Source organism: Streptomyces aureocirculatus (assembly GCF_000720475.1).
GTDB lineage: Bacteria > Actinomycetota > Actinomycetes > Streptomycetales > Streptomycetaceae > Streptomyces > Streptomyces aureocirculatus.
This window is the reverse complement of sequence record NZ_JOAP01000019.1, coordinates 304,774-326,973: the sequence shown is the minus strand read 5'-3', so window position 1 is coordinate 326,973 and position 22,200 is coordinate 304,774. Positions and strand designations below refer to the sequence as shown.

Genomic DNA, 22,200 nt, shown 5'->3' with positions numbered 1-22,200 from the left:
CGCCGGGGGCTAGCGCAGGAAGGGATCCACCGCGACCGCCACGAACAGCAGCGAGACGTAGGTGATCGACCAGTGGAAGAGCCGCATCTCCTTCAGCTTGCCGCCGGTCGCCTCGGACTTGGCGCGGTTCTGAAGGCCGTGCGCCTCCCACAGCCACCAGCCACCAGTGACGAGGGCGACCGCGGTGTAGAACCAGCCGGTGTAGCCGAGGGGCTGCAACAGCAGCGAGACGGCGACCATGACCCAGCTATAGAGGACGATCTGGCGCGCGACGACCTTGTTGGAGGCGATCACCGGAAGCATCGGCACGCCCACGCGCGCGTAGTCCTCCTTCACCCTCATGGACAGCGGCCAGTAGTGCGGCGGCGTCCAGAAGAACATCACGAGGAAGAGGACGACCGGCGCCCAGGACATCGAGTTGGTGACCGACGACCAGCCGATGAGGACCGGCAGACAGCCCGCGATGCCGCCCCAGACAATGTTCTGGGAGGTGCGGCGCTTGAGGAGCATCGTGTAGACGACGACGTAGAAGAGCAGCGCGCCGAGCGAGAGCCAGGCGGAGAGCCAGTTGACGGTGAGGCCGAACAGGAGCGTGGAGACGACGGCGAGCGTGATGCCGAAGACCAGGCACTCCCGGGGGCTGACCATGCCGGTGACGAGCGGCCGCTGCGACGTGCGTTCCATGAGGGCGTCGATGTCGCGGTCGATGTACATGTTGAGCGCGTTGGCGCCACCGGCCGAGAGATAACCGCCCACACAGGTGAGCAGGACCAGTGTGAGGTCCGGGACCCCTTGCTCGGCGAGGAACATCACCGGAACGGTGGTGATCAGGAGCAGCTCGATGATCCGCGGCTTGGTCAGCGCCACGAACGCCTTGACTCGGGCCCCGAACGGCCGGTTGCTCGGGTTCTGGCTAGTCCCGATTACCCCCGCTGGACGGGATTCGACGGCCGTCACGCACACCCCTGACAGAGACTCCCAGCAAGCCTGCGTCGGACGTTCGGACATGAAGATCCGGTAAAGGCTCGCGCGTACCACGCCACTGTAGACGTTGCCCATACCTCGCCCTTCGCGGGGGTGGGTTCGTGTTGAGGGGCAACACGAGTGGAGTGGGAAGCGTCGCGCGCACCCGGTGCGCGGCGTCGTCGGGGCAACCGGAACCCGCCACCAGATGAGCAGTACCGCATTCACATGGTGAACGAGGCATTCCTTTCAGGAGGCGGATTCGAATCCGCCCCCGCAGTCTGGAATGACTCGAAAGAATGCACGTTCTTACAGCGGTAGGCTCGTCAGCGGCCGGTGGATCCATACGCCGCCGGCATTCGACATGTGGAGAGGAGCCCTGACCCAGGGTGAGCACCAAGCCGACCACCACAGACCTCGAGTGGACCGAACTGGACCAGCGGGCTGTCGACACCGTCCGCGTCCTGGCCATGGATTCCGTACAGAAGGTCGGCAACGGCCATCCGGGTACGGCCATGAGCCTCGCGCCTGCCGCGTACACCCTTTTCCAGAAGGTGATGCGGCACGACCCGGCGGACGCCGACTGGACCGGCCGCGATCGTTTCGTCCTGTCCGCGGGACATTCGTCTCTGACGCTTTACATTCAGCTCTACCTGGCCGGTTTCGGCCTGGAGCTCGATGACCTGAAGGCCTTCCGCACCTGGGGTTCGAAGACCCCTGGTCACCCGGAGTACGGCCACACGGTGGGTGTCGAGACGACGACGGGCCCGCTCGGCCAGGGCGTCGCCAACGCCGTGGGCATGGCGATGGCCGCCCGCTACGAGCGTGGCCTCTTCGACCCGGACACCGCGCCCGGCGAGTCGCCGTTCGACCACTACATCTACGCCATCGCCGGTGACGGCTGCCTCCAGGAGGGCATCTCGGCCGAGGCGTCCTCGATGGCCGGGCACCAGAAGCTCGGCAATCTGATCCTGCTGTGGGACGACAACCACATCTCGATCGAGGGCGACACGGAGACCGCGATCTCCGAGGACACCGAGAAGCGGTACGAGGCCTACGGCTGGCACGTGCAGCGCGTGGAGCCCAAGGAGGACGGCGACCTGGACCCGGCCGCGCTGTACGCGGCGATCCAGGAGGCCAAGGCCGTCACCGACCGGCCGTCCTTCATCGCGATGCGCTCGATCATCGCCTGGCCCGCCCCGAACGCGCAGAACACCGAGGCCGCGCACGGCTCGGCGCTCGGCGACGAGGAGGTCGCGGCCACCAAGCGCGTCCTCGGCTTCGACCCGGAGCAGTCCTTCGAGGTCGCCGACGAGGTGCTCGCGCACACCCGCGCGGCGCTCGACCGGGGCCGCGAGGCCAAGGCGACCTGGTCGAAGTCCTTCGCCGAGTGGCGTACGCAGCAGCCCGAGCGCGCCGCGGACTTCGACCGCATCGCCGCGGGCGAGCTGCCGGCCAACTGGGAGGAGAAGCTTCCGGTCTTCGAGACGGGCAAGGGCGTCGCGACGCGGGCCGCGTCCGGCAAGGTCCTGCAGGCGCTCGGCGCGGTGATCCCCGAGCTGTGGGGCGGCTCCGCCGACCTCGCGGGCTCGAACAACACCACGATCGACAAGACGTCGTCGTTCCTGCCGGAGGGCAATCCGCTGCCGGAGGCCGACCCGTACGGCCGTACGATCCACTACGGCATCCGCGAGCACTCCATGGCCGCGGAGATGAACGGCATCGCGCTGCACGGCAACACGCGCGTCTACGGCGGCACGTTCCTGGTCTTCTCGGACTACATGCGCAACGCGGTGCGGCTCTCGGCCCTGATGCACCTGCCGGTGACGTATGTGTGGACGCACGACTCCGTGGGCCTCGGCGAGGACGGCCCGACGCACCAGCCGGTCGAGCACCTGGCCTCGCTGCGTGCCATCCCGGGTCTGAACGTGGTCCGTCCTGCGGACGCGAACGAGACCGCTCTGGCGTGGCGCGAGATCCTCAGGCGCTACACCAAGGAGTTCGGCAAGGGCGCCCCGCACGGTCTGGCGCTGACCCGTCAGGGCGTGCCGACGTACGAGCCCAACGAGGACGCCGCCAAGGGCGGGTACGTCCTGTTCGAGGCGGAGGGCGGCACTCCCGAGGTCGTCCTGATCGGCACCGGCTCCGAGGTGCAGCTCGCCGTGGAGGCGCGTGAGCAGCTCCAGGCGGCGGGCGTGCCGACGCGTGTCGTCTCGATGCCGTCGGTCGAATGGTTCGACGAGCAGGACCAGGGGTACCGGGACTCGGTGCTGCCGCCGTCGGTCAAGGCGCGAGTGGCGGTCGAGGCGGGCATCGGCCTGACTTGGCACCGCTTCGTCGGGGACGCGGGCCGCATCGTCTCGCTGGAGCACTTCGGTGCGTCGGCGGACGCCAAGGTGCTCTTCCGCGAGTTCGGCTTCACCGCCGACGCGGTCGCAGCGGCGGCGCGGGAATCGATCGCAGCCGCTCAGCGCTGACGCCCATATACGACCAAGTAGGAGATGTAATTCCATGACAGACGCACTCAAGCGCCTCTCCGACGAAGGCGTCGCGATCTGGCTGGACGACCTGTCGCGCAAGCGGATCACGTCCGGCAACCTCGCCGAGCTGATCGACCAGCAGCACGTCGTGGGCGTCACGACCAATCCCTCGATCTTCCAGAAGGCGATCTCGGAGGGCGACGGCTACGACACGCAGCTCACCGACCTCGCCGCCCGCGGGGTCACGGTCGAGGAAGCCATCCGCATGATCACGACGGCGGACGTCCGTGACGCCGCCGACATCCTGCGCCCGGTGTTCGACGCGACCGAGGGCCAGGACGGCCGGGTCTCGATCGAGGTCGACCCGCGGCTCGCCCACAACACGCGCGCCACGGTCGCCGAGGCCAAGCAGTTGGCGTGGCTGGTGGACCGGCCGAACACACTGATCAAGATCCCCGCGACCAAGGCGGGCCTGCCGGCCATCACCGAGGTCATCGGGCGCGGCATCAGCGTCAACGTCACGCTGATCTTCTCCCTGGAGCGCTACCGCGAGGTCATGGACGCCTACCTCGCGGGCCTGGAGAAGGCCAAGGAGGCGGGCCTGGACCTGTCGAAGATCCACTCGGTGGCGTCGTTCTTCGTGTCCCGCGTGGACACCGAGATCGACAAGCGCATCGACGCCCTGGGCACGGACGAGGCCAAGGCGGTGCGCGGCAAGGCCGCCCTCGCCAACGCCCGGCTCGCCTACGAGGCGTACGAAGAGGTCTTCTCGTCCGACCGCTGGGCCGCGCTCGACAAGGCGCACGCCAACAAGCAGCGCCCCCTGTGGGCGTCGACGGGCGTCAAGGACAAGGCGTACAAGGACACGCTGTACGTCGACGACCTGGTGGCCCCCGGCACGGTGAACACCATGCCCGAGGCGACCCTGGAGGCCGTCGCCGACCACGGCCAGGTCACCGGCAACACCATCGCCGGTGCCTACGACCAGGCGCGCGCGGACATCGCGGCCCTGGAGAAGCTCGGGGTCTCCTACGACGAGGTCGTGCAGCTCCTGGAGGACGAGGGCGTGCAGAAGTTCGAGGCGTCCTGGAACGACCTGCTCAAGTCGACCGAGGCGGAGCTCAAGCGCCTTTCCCCCTCGGAGGGCTGACACCTTGACCGCAGTTCATGGAGCCAACCCGCTTCGTGACGCCGCGGACCGACGGCTCCCGCGTATCGCGGGGCCGTCGGGCCTCGTCATCTTTGGCGTCACGGGCGATTTGTCCCGTAAAAAGCTGATGCCTGCCGTCTATGACCTCGCCAACCGGGGCCTGCTGCCGCCCGGCTTCGCGCTCATCGGGTTCGCCCGCCGCGAGTGGCAGGACGAGGACTTCGCGCAGGAGGTGCACGACGCGGTCAAGCAGCACGCGCGCACGCCCTTCCGTGAGGAGGTCTGGCAGCAGCTCATCCAGGGGATGCGTTTCGTCCAGGGCAACTTCGACGACGACGACGCCTTCGAGCAGTTGAAGGACACCATCCAGGAGCTCGACGAGGCACAGGGCACGGGCGGCAACTTCGCCTTCTACCTCTCGGTGCCGCCGAAGTTCTTCCCGCAGGTCGTCCAGCAACTGAAGAAGCACGAGCTGGCGGACGCGCCGGAGGGCGCCTGGCGCCGTGCGGTGATCGAGAAGCCGTTCGGCCACGACCTGAAGTCCGCCAAGGAACTGAACGCGATCGTGCACGAGGTGTTCGCCCCGGACCAGGTGTTCCGGATCGACCACTACCTCGGCAAGGAGACCGTCCAGAACATCCTGGCGCTGCGCTTCGCCAACCAGATGTTCGAGCCGATCTGGAACCGGTCGTACGTCGACCACGTACAGATCACGATGGCCGAGGACATCGGCATCGGCGGCCGCGCGGGCTACTACGACGGCATCGGCGCCGCGCGCGACGTCATCCAGAACCACCTGCTCCAGCTCATGGCCCTGACCGCCATGGAGGAGCCCGCCTCCTTCGACGCCGACGCCCTTGTCGCGGAGAAGGCGAAGGTGCTCGGCGCGGTCCGGCTGCCCAAGGACCTGTCCAAGGACACCGTCCGCGGGCAGTACTCGGCGGGCTGGCAGGGCGGCGAGAAGGCCGTCGGCTACCTCCAGGAAGAGGGCATCGACCCCAAGTCGAAGACCGACACGTACGCCGCCATCAAGCTGGGTGTCGACAACCGCCGCTGGGCGGGCGTGCCCTTCTATCTGCGCACCGGCAAGCGCCTCGGCCGCCGGGTCACGGAGATCGCGGTCGTCTTCCAGCGCGCCCCGCACTCCCCCTTCGACCACACGGCGACGGAGGAGCTCGGGCAGAACGCGATCGTCATCCGCGTCCAGCCGGACGAGGGCATCACGGTCCGCTTCGGCTCGAAGGTGCCGGGCACCTCGATGGAGATCCGGGACGTGTCGATGGACTTCGCGTATGGCGAGTCCTTCACCGAGTCCAGCCCGGAGGCCTACGAGCGCCTGATCCTGGACGTCCTGCTCGGCGACGCCAACCTGTTCCCGCGCACGGAGGAGGTCGAGCTGTCCTGGAACATCCTCGACCCGATCGAGCAGCACTGGGACGAGAACGGCACGCCCGCGCAGTACCAGGCCGGCACCTGGGGGCCGGTCGAGGCGGACGAAATGCTCGCACGAGACGGACGGAGCTGGCGTCGGCCATGAAGATCGACCTGACGGACACCACGGCCAGCAAGATCAACAAGGCCCTCGTACAGGGCCGCCGCGCCATCGGCTCACCGGCCGTCGGCATGGTGCTCACCCTCGTCATCGTCACCGACGAGGAGAACGCGTACGACGCGCTGCGGGCGGCGAGCGAGGCCTCCCGCGAGCACCCCTCGCGGACCCTGGTCGTCATCAAGCGGGTCTCGCGCTCGCCGCGTGACCGTACGAGTTCGCGCCTCGACGCCGAGGTGCGGGTCGGCGCGGACGCGGGCACCGGTGAGACGGTGATCCTGCGCCTGTACGGCGAGGTGCTCAACCACGCCCAGTCGGTGGTCCTGCCGCTGCTGCTCCCGGACGCCCCGGTGGTGGCGTGGTGGCCGGTGAACGCCCCGCTCGACCCGGCCAAGGACCCGCTCGGTGCCCTGGCCCAGCGCCGCGTCACCGACACCTACGCGGCCGAGCAGCCCATCCACGAGCTGACCGCGCGCGCCGAGGCCTACTCCCCCGGTGACACGGACCTGTCCTGGACCCGCATCACACCGTGGCGCTCGATGCTGGCCGCCGCCCTGGACCAGGTGGCCTGCGAGGTCACCGGTGCGCAGGTGGAGGGCGAGGAGTTCAACCCGAGCGTCGAACTGCTCGCGATGTGGCTCGCGGAGCGCCTGGGCGTGCCGGTCAAGCGCACCCTTTCGCCGGGCCCCGGCCTGACAGGCGTGCGGATGGAGACCAACTGCGGCCCTATCGTCCTCGACCGTGCCGACGGCTCCCTCGCGACGCTGTCCATCCAGGGCCAGCCGAACCGTGCGGTCGCGCTCAAGCGCCGCGAGACGCCCGAGCTGATCGCGGAGGAGCTGCGGCGCCTCGATCCGGACGACACCTACGCGGCCGCGCTGAGGTTCGGCGTGGACCGGCTCGGTGAGCCGGTGGTGCCGGAGCCTTCGGTGGACGCGCGGGACGAGGAGTCCCCGGGGTCCGGCTCGGGGCCCTCCCGGGGTTCCGCCGCCGAGGGGGGTGCGTCCGGCGAGGATGACGCCTCCGGCAAGGGTGGCGCCCCCGGTGGGGGTGACGCGTCCGCCAAGGGCGACGCCTCGGGCAAGGGCGACGCCTCGGGCAAGGACGGTGGGAACACGTCGGGTACTGCCAAGAAGGCTGCGGCGAAGGCCCCGGCCAAGAAGGCGGCACCCAAGTGAGCACCGCCCCGCAGCTCGTCGTGCACCGCGACAAGGAGCTGATGGCCCGAGCCGCCGCGGCCCGGCTGATCACGAAGATCGTCGACGCGCAGGCCGCCCGCGGCTCCGCCTCCGTGGTCCTCACCGGCGGCCGCAACGGCAACGGCCTGCTCGCGGCGCTCAGTTCGGCGCCCGCCCGTGACGCCGTGGACTGGTCACGGCTCGACCTGTGGTGGGGCGACGAGCGGTTCCTGCCGGACGGCGACCCCGAGCGCAACTACACGCAGGCCCGCGAGGCCCTGCTCGACTCGGTGCCGCTCGACCCGGCGCGGGTGCATCCGATGCCCGCGTCCGACGGGCTCTACGAAGCGGACGCGGCGGCGGAGGCATACGCCACGGAACTCGCCGCGGCGGCGGGTCCCGAGGACCACGGCCCGGTCCCGACGTTCGACGTGCTGATGCTGGGCGTCGGACCCGACACCCATGTGGCCTCGCTGTTCCCGGAGTCGCCCGCCGTGCGGGAGACCGAGCGCACGGTGGTCGGCGTCCACGGCGCGCCCAAGCCGCCGCCCACGCGCGTCTCGCTGACCCTGCCCGCGATCCGGTCGGCCCGCGAGGTGTGGCTGCTCGCGGCGGGCGAGGACAAGGCGAAGGCCGCGGCGATCGCGCTGTCCGGGGCGGGCGAGGTGCAGGCCCCGGCGGCGGGAGCGTACGGCAGGGCGCGCACGCTGTGGCTCCTGGACGCGGCGGCGGCGTCACAGCTCCCGCGGGGGCTGTATCCCCCGGCGTCTGCTTGACGGCATGTCGGCTTGGCGGCACGCGTGTGTGACGGCTCGACGGCTTGGCGGCACGCGTGTGTGACGGCTCGACGGCTTGGCGGCACGCGTGTGTGACGGCTCGGCGGCACGCGTGTCTGACGGCACGTCGGCATGGCAGCACGCCCGCCTGACGGTACGACGGCTCGGCAGCACGCGTGTCTGACGGCACGTCGGCTCGGCGGCACGCGTGTCTGACGGCACGACGGCTCGGCAGCACGCCTGCTTGCGGGCACCTCAGCCGGACGGCACGCCCGCCCGCGGGACCTCCCGCCCGACGGCACCTCAGCCGGACGGCACCTCAGCCGGACGGCACAGCGTCTCCGGCCGCGCGAAGGGCCCCGGACCACAAGGTGGTCCGGGGCCCTTCGCGTTTCCGCGGTGCGCCACCCGGCGAGCAGCGGCCCAGGGGCCAGGGCTCAGCGCCCGCGCAGCTCCCGGTACTTGGCGACAAGCGCCGTGGTCGACGGGTCGAGGCCCGGGACGTCCGCGCCCTCCGTCAGGGCGGGCTCGACGCGCTTGGCGAGCACCTTGCCGAGTTCGACGCCCCACTGGTCGAAGGAGTCGATGTTCCAGACGGCGCCCTGCACGAAGACCTTGTGTTCGTAGAGCGCGATGAGCTGCCCGAGGACCGACGGGGTCAGCTCCCTCGCGAGGATCGTCGTCGTGGGGTGGTTGCCCTGGAACGTCTTGTGCGGAACAAGATCTTCCGGAACGCCCTCGGCGCGGACCTCGTCCGGCGTCTTGCCGAAGGCGAGCGCCTGCGTCTGCGCGAAGAAGTTGGCCATCAGGAGATCGTGCTGGGCGACGAGGCCAGGCCGCAGATCGGCCACCGGCTCGGCGAAGCCGATGAAGTCCGCGGGGATGAGCTTGGTGCCCTGGTGGATGAGCTGGTAGTACGCGTGCTGCCCGTTCGTACCCGGGGTGCCCCACACCACGGGCCCCGTCTGCCACCGCACCGGGTTGCCGTCACGGTCCACGGACTTGCCGTTGGACTCCATGTCCAGTTGCTGGAGGTAGGCCGTGAACTTGGACAGGTAGTGCGAGTACGGCAGAACCGCGTGCGACTGGGCGTCGTGGAAGTTGCCGTACCAGATGCCGAGCAGACCGAGCAGCAGCGGCACGTTCGTCTCCGCGGGCGCCGTGCGGAAGTGGTCGTCGACGAGGCGGAAGCCGTCGAGCATCTCACGGAACCGGTCCGGGCCGATGGCGATCATCAGGGAGAGGCCGATCGCCGAGTCGTAGGAGTAACGCCCCCCGACCCAGTCCCAGAACTCGAACATGTTGGCCGTGTCGATGCCGAAGTCGGAGACCTTCTCCGTGTTCGTCGACAGCGCCACGAAGTGCTTGGCGACCGCGCTCTCGTCCGCCCGCAACTCGGTGAGCAGCCAGTTCCGCGCGGACGTCGCGTTCGTGATCGTCTCGATCGTGGTGAACGTCTTGGAGGCGACGATGAACAGCGTCTCGGCGGCGTCCAGGTCCCGGATCGCCTCGTGCAGGTCGGCGCCGTCCACGTTCGACACGAAGCGGACGGTCAGCTCGCGGTCGGTGAAGGAGCGCAGCGCCTCGTACGCCATCGCGGGACCGAGGTCGGAGCCGCCGATACCGATGTTGACGACGTTCTTGATGCGCTTGCCGGTATGGCCGGTCCACTCGCCGGAGCGGACCTTGCCGGCGAAGGACGACATCTTGTCGAGCACGGCGTGCACACCCGGCACGACATTCCCGGCGTGCTCGCCGTCGACCTCGACGACCGTGTCGCGCGCGGCGCGCAGGGCCGTGTGCAGGACCGCGCGGCCCTCCGTGGTGTTGATCTTCTCGCCGCGGAACATGGCGTCGCGCAGACCGAAGACATCCGTGGCCGCGGCGAGGTCCCGCAGGAGCGCCAGGGTCTCGTCGGTCACCAGGTGCTTGGAGTAGTCGATGTGCAGGTCACCGACCTGGAGGGTGTACTTGTCGGCGCGCGCCGGGTCGGTGTCGAACAGCTCCCGCAGCCGCACCTCCCCGAGCTGCTCCTTGTGCTTGGCCAGCGCCGTCCATTCGGGCGTCTGATTCAGCCTGGTGCGGACTTCTGCATTCATCTCGGACTTCAGCTCTCTCTCGTGCAACCTGAGTACCGTGCGTGCGCCCCGGGGCCCCTCCAACCTAATTGATCAGCGCGCGCTTCGAGTCTTCTGCCCGCTGTCGGCGGACTTGCGCACGGGTCCGGCGGACTCGACCACGGGGATGAGGGCGATGACCGACAGCGCGAAGAGGGCGGCGGCGAGCAGCATCGGCGTGTTGGGGCCCCACAGGGCCGCGGCGGCCCCGCCGAGGACGGCGCCGAGGGGTGCTCCCGCGACCGCCAGGGTGCGGAACGCCGAGCTGACGCGGCCGAGAACGGCGGCGGGCGGACGCTGCTGCATGAGGGTGTGGCTGCTGACGTTCCACACCATCCCCATGGCCCCGAACAGGGTCATGCTCACGACCAGCGCCTTGAGGTCACGGACCGTGCCCATCGCCACGAGCGCGGCGACCTGGGCCGTTCCGGCGACGAGCACGCTGCGGACGCGCCCGAACCTGCGGGCGAGCCGCCCCGCCAGCGCACCGCCCACCAGGCTTCCGGCGGCGTAGGCCGTTATCGCCGCCGCGTACCCTCCGCTGCCGGCGTCAAGCCAGCGGGTGACGAGGACGACGAGGGTGGCCAGGAGCGCGCCTATGCCGACGTTGCCGAGCGCGGTCGCCACGCACAGGCCCCGCAACACCCGGTCCTGCCACAGGGCTCGCAGGCCGTGCGCGATGTCGCACCGCAGGGTGGCCCCCGCGGGTCTGGGCGGGCGCGCGGGCGCGGGCACCCGCAGGGAGGCCACGAGCGCGGCCGCGACCAGGTACGTCACCGCGTCGGCCGCGTACGGCAGGCCTGGGCCCGCGGCCATCAGGAAGGGCACCGCGGGCGCGGCGACGAGGCCGCCGGCGAACTGCTGACCGGTGAGCAGCCGGGCGTTCGCACTGCCCAGGGCTTCGCGGCTCACGAGGGCGGGAAGGAGTGCCGTGGCGGCGTTGTCGAACAGGGTCTGGAGGGTGGTGAGCAGCAGGGCCAGGGCGATGAGCAGGCCGATCGTGGCGTGACCGAGGGCGACGGCCACGGCGAAGGCGGCCACGAGCAGGCCGCGCACCACGTCCACCATCCACATGGCACGCCGCTGGTCCACCCGGTCGGCGACGGCACCGCCGAGCAGTCCGAAGACGAGCCAGGGCAGATAACCGCAGGCGGTGACCGAGGCGATCAGCAGCGGGTCGTCCGTGAGGGACGCGGCGAGCAGGGGCAGGGCGGCCTTGCGCAGCGCGTCGCCGAAGCTGGACAGGGCGGCGGCGCTCCACAGCCGTCCGAAGCCGCCGCGCCACGCGACGCTCCGCGTGCCGACGTCCGACGTCTCGACAGCAGTCGTCACAACTCCCCCTCCGCGCCGACCGGTTCACGGCCAGGCCCGGCGGTCCACCGAGCCGGGATCAACCGTAGACGCCACCACTGACACTCGGCCGAACGCGCCGCTGACCAGGCGCTCTCCGGGTGCTCTCCGGGTGCGGCGGCCATCGCCGGGCGCTGGAGGGGATACAGCTTCGGCCGGGCACCTCAGGATGCCCAGCCGGTTCATGTGCTAGATCTCGCCCCGCAGTTTGGCGAGCGCCTCCGCGAGGATGGCCTCGCCGTCCGCGTCGCTGCGCCGCTCGCGGACGTAGGCGAGATGCGTCTTGTACGGCTCGGTGCGCGGCGGGTCCGGGGGGTTGTCCCGGTCCTGGCCTGCCGGAAAGCCGCAGCGGGGGCAGTCCCAGGTGTCGGGGACCTGCGCGTCGCTGGCGAAGCTCGGCTGCGTCTCGTGCCCGTTGGAGCACCAGAAGGAGATGCGCAGCCGCGGCGCGGACTCACCGCGCTCGGCCTCGCCCATCGGCCCCGCCCCGACCCGGCTTCCCCGGATCGCGTTGCCACTTGCCACGGTCGTAACTCCCTGCGTGATGGTGCTGCCTGTGTCGAACGGCGGCTGCGCCGCGGGGTCGGCTGCGGCTCCGCTGCGGGCGCCTCAGTCTACGTAAGGCCCAACGCGCGTCCAGTGTTGGGAGTTACACCCCACCCCGACACGCAAGCCCCATGATAAGCCGCGCACGGGGGCGCGTACTGAACATGGGGCTATGAGCGGGACAGCGAACAACCGAACCGCCACCGAAAGGGCAAGCGGCTCACGCCTGCTGTCAGTTGTTGACCTTCATCAGGATGCCGAGCACGACAATGCTCGCGAACCACAGCAGACCGACCACGACCGTGATGCGGTCGAGGTTGCGCTCGGCGACCGAGGAGCCGCCGACCGACGACTGCATTCCGCCACCGAACATGTCGGAAAGGCCGCCGCCCTTGCCCTTGTGCATCAGCACCAGCAGCATCAGCAGCAGGCTGAAGACGATCAGGGCGATCGAGAACCCCATAACCACGGCTGGACCAACTTCCTCGGATCTGAATCGACGGATCTGAATCGACGACGGGGCCCGAGGCTGTGTTTGAGAGCGCGGAACGCTCGGAGACAGAGCCTCGGACCCCGCAAGAGTACGACGTATCGCCGCTAGCGCATACTCACTGGTGACGTCACTGGTCGCCGAAGCGAACGATCTTGACGAACTCCTCGGCGTCGAGCGCCGCACCGCCCACCAGGGCGCCGTCGACGTCCGGCTGCGCCATGATGTCGGCGACGTTCTTCGCCTTCACCGAGCCGCCGTACTGGATGCGGACCTTGTCGGCCAGTTCCTGCGAGTACAGCTCGGCGAGGCGGCCGCGGATCGCGCCGCAGACCTCCTGCGCGTCCTCGGGGGTCGCGACCTCGCCGGTGCCGATGGCCCACACCGGCTCGTAGGCGATCACGATGGACTCGGCCTCCTCGGCCGGTACGTCCTTGAGGCCGCCGTCGAGCTGGCTCAGCGTGTACTGGACCTGCTGGCCCGCCTTGCGGATGTCCAGGCCCTCGCCGATGCACAGGATCGGCGTGATGCCGTGCTTGAAGGCGGCCTTGACCTTGGCGTTGCAGATCTTGTCGGTCTCGTTGTGGTACTGGCGGCGCTCGGAGTGGCCGACAGCCACGTAGGAGCACTTCAGCTTGGCGAGCATCGGGCCCGAGATCTCACCGGTGTAGGCGCCGGAGTCCTGGGCCGAGATGTCCTGGGCGCCGTACTTGATCTTCAGCTTGTCGCCGTCGACCAGGGTCTGCACGGAGCGCAGGTCGGTGAAGGGCGGCAGGACGGCGACCTCGACGGCCTGGTAGTCCTTGTCGGCCAGCGCGAACGCGAGCTTCTGGACGTGGGCGATGGCCTCCAGGTGGTTGAGGTTCATCTTCCAGTTGCCCGCCATCAGCGGCGTGCGGGTGGTCTGATTCGTCATGAGGGGTGTCAGTTCTCCAGTGCGGCTAGGCCGGGGAGCGTCTTGCCCTCGAGGTATTCGAGGGAGGCGCCGCCACCGGTCGAGATGTGGCCGAATGCGTTCTCGTCGAAGCCCAGGGTGCGCACGGCCGCGGCGGAGTCGCCGCCGCCTACGACCGTGAAGGCCGACGAGTCCAGCAGCGCCTGGGCGACCGCCTTGGTGCCCTCGGCGTAGTCGGGGTGTTCGAAGACGCCCATGGGGCCGTTCCAGAAGACGGTGGCGGCGTCGGCGAGCTTCGAGGCGTAGAGCTTACGGGTCTCGGGGCCGATGTCGAGGCCCTCCTGATCGGCCGGGATGGCGTCCGCGGCGACCGTGGTCGGGTTGGCCGGGGCCTTCGTCTTCAGGTCCGGGAACTCACCGGAGACCAGGACGTCGAGGGGCAGGACGAACTCGACGCCGCGCTCATCGGCGCGCTTCAAGTAGCCCTGCACGGCCGGGATCTGGTCCTCCTGGAGCAGCGAGATGCCGACCTCGTGGCCCTGCGCCTTCAGGAAGGTGTACGCCATGCCACCGCCGATCAGGATGCGGTCGGCCTTCTCCAGGAGGTGCTCGATGACGCCGAGCTTGTCGGAGACCTTGGCGCCGCCGAGAACGACCGCGTACGGCCGCTTGACGTCCTCGGTGAGCTTCTTCAGGACACCGACCTCGGTGCTGATCAGGTAGCCGGCGTAGTGCGGCAGGCGGGCAGGCAGGTCGAACACCGAGGCGTGCTTGCGGTGCACGGCGCCGAAACCGTCGCCTACGTAGACATCGGCCAGTTCGGCGAGCTGATCGGCGAAGGCGCCGCGCTCGGCGTCGTCCTTGGCGGTCTCGCCGGCGTTGAAGCGCAGGTTCTCGATGACGGCGACCTGGCCGTCGGTGAGGGCGGCGACGGTGGCCTTGGCCGAGTCCCCCACCGTGTCGTCGGCGAAGCGGACCTCGGCGTCGAGGAGTTCACCGATCCGTCGCGCGGCCGGGGCCAGCGAGAACGCCGGGTCCGGGGCGCCCTTGGGGCGGCCGAGGTGTGACGCGACGACCACGCGGGCGCCCGCGTCGGCGAGCGCCCTGACGGTGGGCAGGACCGCGCGGATGCGGCCGTCGTCGGTGATGGTCGTGCCGTCGAGCGGCACGTTGAGGTCGGCGCGGACGAAAACCCGCTTGCCTGCGACACCGTCGGCGAGAAGTTCGTCGATCGTCTTCATGTAATAGGACTCCGTGACTGGGACTTCTGGAGAGGGGGCTCACGCACCACAGGGCCCGAACCGCGCCACCTTGCGCTGTCCGGACCCTGTGCTCACATCGAGATGCCTGGCTCTGAGACGCTGACCGCTTAGAGCTGGCCGCCGACGAAGACCGTGAGGTCGACGAGGCGGTTGGAGTAGCCCCACTCGTTGTCGTACCAGCCGAGGATCTTCACCGACTTGCCTTCCTGGACCATGGTCAGGGAGGAGTCGAAGGTGCAGGAGGCCGGGTCGCTGACGATGTCGGACGACACGATCGGGTCCTCGGTGTAGGAGAGGTAGCCCTTCAGGTCGCCGTCGTCGGCGGCCTTCTTGAACGCGGCGTTGACCTCGTCCTTGGTGACCTCGCGGGACACCTCGACGACCAGGTCGGTGGCCGAGCCCGTCGGGACAGGCACGCGCATCGCGATGCCGTCGAGCTTGCCCTTGAGCTGCGGCAGGACCAGGGCGGTGGCCTTCGCGGCACCCGTCGTGGTCGGGATGATGTTCTCGGCGGCGGCGCGGGCGCGACGCAGGTCCGAGTGCGGGAAGTCCAGGATGCGCTGGTCGTTGGTGTACGCGTGCACCGTCGTCATCAGGCCCTTGACGATGCCGAAGTTCTCGTCGAGAACCTTGGCCATCGGCGCCACACAGTTGGTGGTGCAGGAGGCGTTGGAGATGACGTGGTGGTTCGCCGCCTCGTACTTGTCCTGGTTGACGCCCATCACGATGGTGATGTCCTCGTCCTTGGCCGGAGCCGAGATGAGGACCTTCTTCGCGCCACCGGTGATGTGCTTCTCGGCGTCCGCCTTCTTGGTGAAGATGCCGGTGGACTCGATCACGATGTCGACGCCGAGCTTGCCCCACGGGATGTCGGCGGGGTTGCGCTCGGACAGCACCTTGATGGTGTGGCCGTCGACGGTGATGGTGTCCTCGGTGTGCGACACCTCGGCCTTGAGGCGGCCCAGGATGGTGTCGTACTTGAGCAGGTGCGCCGTCGTGGCGGTGTCACCCAGGTCGTTGACAGCCACGATCTCGATGTCCGCACCCTGCTCGAGCAGCGCGCGGAAGTAGTTGCGCCCGATGCGGCCGAAGCCGTTGATGCCTACGCGGATCGTCACGAACCGATCTCCTCGTTGGTACGCCGGTCTGAGACGCCGGCGAGATGTATGGGATGTCCCCGACCGCCTCCGACCCTACCTCTCTGAAGCCCCATAGGTGACATCGAGCGGGGCCGGAAACGACTCGATGGCCCGTACCCCTCGGTAGGGGTACGGGCCACCGGGTCCTTGGTCCTGACTACGCTGCGTCAACTGCGCAGATGTGCCAGGGCAGCGCCCATAAGAGCGGCCCTGCCGGCCTTTCCGGGCAGGTGCTCGAACCCGAAACCGAGCAGCACGCTGTCACGCGCTGTGACGGCCGCGTGGGGCTTGTAGAGCTCGCCGGTGCGCGCCCAGTCCCCTGTGATATTGGAGCTCCCCGCCGGGGGCGGAGCGACGGCCCAGGAGCCGAGCGAGGACTCGAATCCCTCGGTCTCGGTCGCGGTGCCGCCGACGACAAGCTGGGCGTTGTCGGCGAAGAAACCGCGCCCGCCGTCGGAGGGGTCGGTGACCGAGCTGAGCGACACCTCGACCTTCTTGCCCGCGTAGGCGCTGAGGTCGAAGGAGACCTGCTTCCAGCCGCCGGACGAGCCGGTGAAGCTGTTCCAGGCGCCACTGGTGCCGCTCGCCGTGCAGCTTGTCGCGCCGCGCGTCAGGTAGTGGCGCAGGAACGGGTGGGCGTTCATGAAGAAGCCCGCCGCGCACTGGGTGGGCACGGTGGCGGAGGTGGCGCCGCCCCGGTCCGGCAGCGTGGTCCAGTCGGCGGCGCCCGCGGTGTGCGCTTCGAGGAGCCCGTGGTCGAAGCCGGACTCCAGGCTCCAGTTGAGGGCGAGGCGCAGCTCCGGCCTGTCGGCGGCCGAGACCCCGGTCAGGTCGAAGGTGCGGGTGAGCCGCTTGTAGTCCCGGTCGGCGTGTGTCGCGGAGGCCATGCCCTGGCCCGCGAACGGCGCGTACGGGTTGGTCAGGCCCGGGTAGGAGCCCGCCGCGGCGCTCTTGAACTGCGGGAACTGCTTGGCGGGCAGGGTGTCGGAGGTGACGGTGAAGCGGCCCGCCTTGTCCAGCGGGTTGCCGTCGGCGGCGCCGAGCGGGCCCCCGGTGCCGGTGAGCGCGCCGCTGCCGGTGAAGCTCTGCGCGCCGGGCGCGGAGAGCCGTTCGTAGGCGCCCAGGTAGTACTGCGCGAAGTCGTCGGTCAGGGCCTCGCCGAGGTCGACGTCGCCGCCGGCCCGCTCGCCGGACTCGATGAGCTTGCCGCCCTCGTTGAGGTAGGCGCGCAGGGCCAGTTGGGTGGGCGCCCCGGGCACGGAGTCGCCGGTGTGGTGCACGACCGCGCGGAAGTGCGACAGGACGCCGAGGGGGTGCGGGGCGCCTCGTTCGGCGACGTCCCAGACGGCGGGCGTCCGGCCGTTCGCCTTGACGGCGTCGACGTACTTCTGGATCTGGGTGGCCTTCACGCCCTCCTCGGCGACGACGAGCGTGTCCGCTCGGGGGCGTTCGGCGACGGTGTACGTGAAGTGCTCGCTCTCGGTGCGGCCCTTCTTGGTGCGGCCGGTGAACCACACCTCGACCTTGTCGCCCGCGCGCGTGTCCTCGATCCCGGCGCGGTACTGGTCGAAGTACAGGTTGTCCTCGCCGCCGTAGGTCTCGCCGCCCTTCCAGCGCGCGAGGTCCTCGGTGTGCGTGCGGCCGCCGTCGATTCGGTAGCGGAGCTCCTTGTCGCGCACGGACCTGCGGGCGGTGACGGCGACCTCCTGGTCACCGCCGCGGGCGTAGGAGGTGGTGAAGGAGTCGGGGGTGAAGTCGGGCGCGTCGACGCCGGACACGGACACCGGGCGGTCGGGGTGCAGGGCGGTCTCGGCGACGGCGAGCGCGAAGGGCACGTTCTTCGCGAACTCCTGCTGTATCAGCTTCTCGTCGTCGGGGAAGGTGAAGATGGACGCGCAGTCCTCGGGCTTCCAGGCGTCGCCGGGGTCGACGTTCGACGCGGTCTGGCAGGTGGACATCTCCGGCGTGAACATCGCGATGCCGTTGACGTTGCCCGCGTGGCCGTCGGCCTCGCCGTTGGTGGTGTAGAGCTCGGAGGAGACCTGCGGGTGGTAGCCGGGGACCGCGGGCTTCTCGGGGGTGCCGGCGAGTGCCTTGTAGAGCACGTCGTCGGGGGTGGGCGTGGCGACCTGCCAGCCCACTCCGTAGAGGATCAGTTCGGCCGCCGAGTGGTAGTTGATCCCGTACGTGAAGCCGATGCGCTTCTGGAAGCGGTCGATCGCCTTCGTCTCGGGCTCGGACATCGCGCCGGTGCCGCGGTAGGTCTCCGAGGACGGGCTGGGGGACGAACCCTCGTTGTCGTAGCCCCACTTGTAGGCGAAGTTGCGGTTGAGGTCGACGCCGTCGCCCGCGGCGATCCGGCCGTCGCCGTCGATGTCGCGGAGGTTCTTGCGCCACTGGCGGTCGCCGTCGGCGGCGTGCGTGAAGTCGTAGCCGTCCGGGTTGGCGGAGAGCACGAACCACAGCTCGGTGGAGTTCACGAGCTTGGTGACGCGCTTGTTCTTGCCGTAGTTGTCCAGGTAGTGGTGCATCAGGCGGCGGGTCATCTCCGGGGTGATCCACTCGCGCGCGTGCTGGTTGGACATGTACAGCGTGGCGGGCTTGGAGCCGTCCTTGGACTTCTTGGCGCCCTTGGAGAGCTTCAGCGCGAGGATGTCCTTGCCCTGGAACGTCTTGCCGATGGAGACGACCTTGGTGATGCCGGGGTGGGCCCGCGCGGTCCTGACGATCTCCTCCTGGAGCCCGCCCTTGCCGCTGTAGGGCCGGTAGACGCCGTCCCCCGCGGCCTCGACCCGCTTCGCGGTGGCCGCGGAGACCTTGTGCTCCTTGAGTGCGATGCCCCGGCGCTCGAGCTTCTCGGCCTGGGCCTTCGTCAGATACAGCTCGACGCGGCCGGTGCCGTGCTCGGGCGCCTGCCCGGCGAGTTCGTGCGCGTCCTGGCCCGCCTCGACCAGGATCGGGATCTGCTTCTTGGTGACGTCGGCACGGTAGACCTGCACGGCTGTGCCGTCGTCGGTGGTCGTGGCCTTCGCCGGTCCGCTCGCCTGGGCGTGCGGTGCGGCGGCGAGTCCGCCGACGAGCAGTGCGCCTGCGGCGAGGATCGATCTCGCGCGCGCTCTTCGTCTCATGAGCCCCCCCTTGCAGTTGTCCGGCACGGTTGTGCGCGAACGCCAGGCTTGTCACCCTTCATGATCATGTCAATACGTCGGGTGGGCGGTTCCCCGCACGGGCGGGGCGGCAGCACGGGCGGGGCGGCAGCACGGCCGGGGCGGGGCGCGGCGAGCGCCGACGGCAACGAAGAAGCCGCCGGGGCCCGTGGGCACCGGCGGCTGACTGGGTCCGTGGTGGCGTCAGACCACCATGTTGTCGGCGAGCTCGTCGCTCAGATTGGACTCCGTACCCGGAATGCCCAGGTCCTGCGCCCGCTTGTCGGCCATGGCGAGCAGGCGCCGGATGCGTCCGGCCACGGCGTCCTTGGTCAGCGGCGGGTCGGCGAGCGCGCCGAGCTCCTCGAGGGAGGCCTGCTTGTGCTCCATGCGCAGCCGGCCCGCGGCCGCCAGGTGCTCGGGCACCTCGTCGGCGAGGATCTCCAGGGCGCGCTGCACCCGGGCGCCCGCGGCGACGGCGGCGCGGGCCGAGCGGCGCAGGTTCGCGTCGTCGAAGTTGGCCAGGCGGTTGGCGGTGGCCCGGACCTCGCGGCGCATCCGCCGCTCCTCCCAGGCGAGCACCGACTCGTGGGCGCCGAGCCGCGTCAGGAGGGCACCGATCGCGTCCCCGTCACGGACGACGACCCGGTCCACGCCGCGCACCTCGCGGGCCTTCGCGGCGATCTGCAGCCGCCGGGCCGCGCCGACCAGGGCGAGCGCCGCCTCGGGTCCCGGGCAGGTGACCTCCAGGGAGGAGGAACGGCCGGGCTCGGTCAGTGAGCCGTGCGCGAGGAACGCGCCGCGCCAGGCGGCTTCCGCGTCGCAGGTGGCTCCCGAGACCACCTGCGGCGGCAGCCCGCGGATGGGCCGGCCGCGACCGTCCACCAGACCGGTCTGCCGGGCCAACTGGTCACCGCCTGCAACCACCCGTACGACGTAGCGCGAGCCGCGGCGCAGGCCGCCCGGGGCCATCACGATCAGCTCCGAGCCGTGCCCGAAGATCTCCAGGATGTCCCGCTTGAGCCGCCGGGCCGCCATCGCCGTGTCCAGCTCCGCCTCGATCACGATGCGGCCGCTCACCAGGTGAAGGCCGCCCGCGAACCGCAGGATCGCCGAGACCTCTGCCTTTCTGCAGCAGGTCCGGGTGACGGGGAGTCGGGAGATCTCGTCCTTCACCGCTGCCGTCATCGCCATGGGCCGATCCTTCCATGCATCCGAAAAATACGGTCGTACGCGGCGGCCAGCAGCTCTGTGTCGTGCCTGGGGCTGCCGTCCTGCCGGGCCACCGGCGCCAGCTCCACCGTGGCGCCGAACCGCTTGGCGGCATCGGTGAGGGATCCACGGTCGGGCACGGCGGCCTCGTCGGCCAGCACCACGTCCAGGGCGAGTTTAGGGGCGTGTCGGGCCAAAACCTCCAAATGACGCTGCGGAGAGAACCCCTCGGTTTCTCCGGGCTGCGGCGCGAGGTTCAGGGAGAGCACCCGGCGGGCCTTGGTCTCCGTGAGCGCGTCGAGCAGTTCGGGCACGAGCAGGTGCGGGATCACGGAGGAGAACCAGGATCCGGGGCCGAGAACCACCCAGTCGGCGTCCAGGACGGCCTCGACGGCCTCGGGGACGGCGGGCGGGTCCTGCGGGACGACGTGCACGGACTGCACCTCGCCCGGCGTGAGCGCGACCGTGGCCTGGCCGCGGACGGTGTCCACGTCGTCGGGCCGGTCCGGGTCATGGCCCCTGACCAGCGCCTGGAGCTCCAGCGGCACGGCGGACATGGGCAGCACGCGCCCCTGCGCGCCGAGCAGCCTGCCGACCAGGTCGAGTGCCTGGACGTGGTCGCCGAGCTGCTCCCACAGGGCGACGATCAGCAGATTGCCGACCGCGTGCTCGTGCAGGTCGCCGCGGGACTGGAAGCGGTGCTGGATGACGCGTGCCCAGGTCTGGCCCCAGTCGTCATCGCCGCAAAGCGCGGCCAGGGCCTTGCGCAGATCGCCGGGCGGCAGCACCCCGAGCTCGGCACGCAGCCGCCCGCTGGAGCCGCCGTCGTCGGCGACCGTCACCACGGCGGTGAGGTCGCCGGTGATGCGGCGCAGCGCGGCGAGCGAGGCGGACAGGCCCATGCCGCCGCCGAGGGCGACGACCTTGGGCTGGGCGCCCCGCTTGCGGCCCATGCGGTTCAGGCGGAGCACCCGGCGGTTGGGCTTCATTCGCGCCCCATGTCCCGGTGGACGAGGACGGTCTCGACCCCGGCGGCGGTCAGCCGGGCGGCCAGCTTCTCGGACGTGGCGACGGAGCGGTGCTTGCCGCCCGTACAACCCACGGCGATGGTCACGTACCGCTTGCCCTCGCGGCGGTAGCCCGCGGCGATCAACTGGAGCAGTTCGGTGTAGCGGTCGAGGAACTCCTTGGCGCCGGGCTGGTTGAAGACGTACGCCGACACCTCCTCGTTGAGTCCGGTGTACGGGCGCAGCTCGGGCACCCAGTGCGGGTTGGGCAGGAAGCGCATGTCCACGACCAGGTCCGCGTCGACCGGCAGGCCGTACTTGAAGCCGAAGGACATGACCGTGGCCCGCAGCTCCGGCTCCTCGTCGCCGGCGAACTGGGCGTCCATCTTGGCGCGCAGCTCGTGCACGTTCAGGCTGGAGGTGTCGATGACCAGGTCGGCGTCGCCGCGCAGCTCGCGCAGGAGTTCGCGCTCGGCCGCGATGCCGTCGACGATGCGGCCGTCGCCCTGCAGCGGGTGCGGGCGGCGCACCGACTCGAAGCGGCGCACCAGGGCGTCGTCCGAGGACTCCAGGAACACGATGCGCCGGGTGACGTGCTTGGACTCCAGGTCCGCGAGGGACTGGCGCAGGTTGTCGAAGAAGCGGCGCCCGCGGACGTCGACGACGACCGCGATGCGCGCGACATTGCCCTGGGACCGGGCGCCGAGCTCCACCATGGTGGGGATCAGCGCGGGCGGCAGGTTGTCCACGACGAACCAGCCGAGGTCCTCCAGGCACTTGGCCGCCGTGGAGCGGCCCGCACCGGACATCCCGGAGATGATCACCAGTTCGGGGATGGCCGCTTCCGCCGCCTCGCCCGGTTCGATGGTCGTGCCCGTACTCACTTGCGCTCCGTCTTCGTCGTGCTCGCTCATGTCTCCATCCCCCGTCGTCTGTGTGC

At 70.1% G+C, this 22,200-nt stretch carries 17 protein-coding genes; 5 read left to right on the top strand and 12 right to left on the bottom strand.

Annotated elements, in window-relative coordinates; all coding sequences use genetic code 11:
• Nucleotides 1–9: 9 nt before the first annotated feature.
• Nucleotides 10–963: a heme o synthase gene (locus IG78_RS0119015; protein WP_078965591.1), complete on the bottom strand. Its 954-nt coding sequence runs from the start codon at nt 961–963 to the stop codon at nt 10–12.
• A gap of 389 nt (nt 964–1,352) precedes the next feature.
• On the opposite strand from IG78_RS0119015, the gene tkt reads away from it, so the two are divergent.
• Genes tkt through pgl form a run of 5 tightly spaced genes read left to right on the top strand, consistent with a single transcriptional unit; the run spans nt 1,353 to nt 8,096 of the window.
• Complete coding sequence (tkt, locus tag IG78_RS0119010) at nt 1,353–3,440, top strand: transketolase (protein ID WP_030564725.1); 2,088 nt, start codon at nt 1,353–1,355, stop codon at nt 3,438–3,440.
• A 34-nt stretch (nt 3,441–3,474) separates the two neighbouring features.
• Complete coding sequence (gene tal / locus IG78_RS0119005) at nt 3,475–4,593, top strand: transaldolase (RefSeq protein WP_030564723.1); 1,119 nt, start codon at nt 3,475–3,477, stop codon at nt 4,591–4,593.
• A gap of 4 nt (nt 4,594–4,597) precedes the next feature.
• A complete protein-coding gene (gene zwf, locus IG78_RS0119000; protein WP_030564720.1) occupies nt 4,598–6,130 on the top strand; it encodes a glucose-6-phosphate dehydrogenase in 1,533 nt (510 codons plus the stop codon).
• Entirely contained in the window at nt 6,127–7,320 is a 1,194-nt protein-coding gene (gene opcA, locus IG78_RS0118995; RefSeq protein WP_030564719.1) for a glucose-6-phosphate dehydrogenase assembly protein OpcA, read from the top strand. The genes zwf and opcA overlap by 4 nt, the downstream gene beginning before the upstream one ends.
• Nucleotides 7,317–8,096: a 6-phosphogluconolactonase gene (pgl, locus tag IG78_RS0118990; RefSeq protein ID WP_030564717.1), complete on the top strand. Its 780-nt coding sequence runs from the start codon at nt 7,317–7,319 to the stop codon at nt 8,094–8,096. The genes opcA and pgl overlap by 4 nt, the downstream gene beginning before the upstream one ends.
• 437 nt (nt 8,097–8,533) lie before the next feature.
• On the opposite strand, the gene pgi is transcribed toward pgl, so the two are convergent.
• The 11 genes from pgi to rapZ all read right to left on the bottom strand — a co-directional run bounded on the left by pgi (nt 8,534) and on the right by rapZ (nt 22,174).
• Nucleotides 8,534–10,195, bottom strand: a complete 1,662-nt coding sequence (gene pgi, locus IG78_RS0118985; protein ID WP_030564715.1) for a glucose-6-phosphate isomerase — start codon at nt 10,193–10,195, stop codon at nt 8,534–8,536.
• 72 nt (nt 10,196–10,267) lie between these two features.
• Nucleotides 10,268–11,545 carry an MFS transporter gene (locus IG78_RS0118980; RefSeq protein ID WP_051852745.1) on the bottom strand — a complete coding sequence of 426 codons (1,278 nt, stop codon included), beginning with the start codon at nt 11,543–11,545 and terminating at the stop codon, nt 10,268–10,270.
• Between the two features lie 207 nt (nt 11,546–11,752).
• Nucleotides 11,753–12,088, bottom strand: a complete 336-nt coding sequence (locus tag IG78_RS0118975; RefSeq protein WP_003957010.1) for an RNA polymerase-binding protein RbpA — start codon at nt 12,086–12,088, stop codon at nt 11,753–11,755.
• A gap of 253 nt (nt 12,089–12,341) precedes the next feature.
• Entirely contained in the window at nt 12,342–12,572 is a 231-nt protein-coding gene (secG, locus tag IG78_RS0118970) for a preprotein translocase subunit SecG (protein ID WP_030358806.1), read from the bottom strand.
• Between the two features lie 157 nt (nt 12,573–12,729).
• Nucleotides 12,730–13,515, bottom strand: coding sequence for a triose-phosphate isomerase (tpiA, locus tag IG78_RS0118965; RefSeq protein ID WP_030564711.1), 786 nt, complete (start codon nt 13,513–13,515; stop codon nt 12,730–12,732).
• Nucleotides 13,516–13,523: 8 nt separating this feature from the next.
• Entirely contained in the window at nt 13,524–14,735 is a 1,212-nt protein-coding gene (locus tag IG78_RS0118960; protein ID WP_030564709.1) for a phosphoglycerate kinase, read from the bottom strand.
• Nucleotides 14,736–14,863: 128 nt separating this feature from the next.
• Nucleotides 14,864–15,874, bottom strand: coding sequence for a type I glyceraldehyde-3-phosphate dehydrogenase (gap, locus tag IG78_RS0118955; protein ID WP_030564707.1), 1,011 nt, complete (start codon nt 15,872–15,874; stop codon nt 14,864–14,866).
• Nucleotides 15,875–16,062: 188 nt separating this feature from the next.
• Nucleotides 16,063–19,023: a M14 family metallopeptidase gene (locus IG78_RS0118950; RefSeq protein WP_030564698.1), complete on the bottom strand. Its 2,961-nt coding sequence runs from the start codon at nt 19,021–19,023 to the stop codon at nt 16,063–16,065.
• A gap of 222 nt (nt 19,024–19,245) precedes the next feature.
• Entirely contained in the window at nt 19,246–20,235 is a 990-nt protein-coding gene (whiA, locus tag IG78_RS0118945; protein WP_030564696.1) for a DNA-binding protein WhiA, read from the bottom strand.
• Nucleotides 20,226–21,242 carry a gluconeogenesis factor YvcK family protein gene (locus IG78_RS0118940; protein ID WP_051852744.1) on the bottom strand — a complete coding sequence of 339 codons (1,017 nt, stop codon included), beginning with the start codon at nt 21,240–21,242 and terminating at the stop codon, nt 20,226–20,228. The genes whiA and IG78_RS0118940 overlap by 10 nt, the downstream gene beginning before the upstream one ends.
• Nucleotides 21,239–22,174 (bottom strand): RNase adapter RapZ, encoded by a 936-nt coding sequence (gene rapZ, locus IG78_RS0118935; protein WP_030564692.1) that lies wholly within the window; start codon nt 22,172–22,174, stop codon nt 21,239–21,241. The genes IG78_RS0118940 and rapZ overlap by 4 nt, the downstream gene beginning before the upstream one ends.
• Between the last annotated feature and the right edge of the window lie 26 nt (nt 22,175–22,200).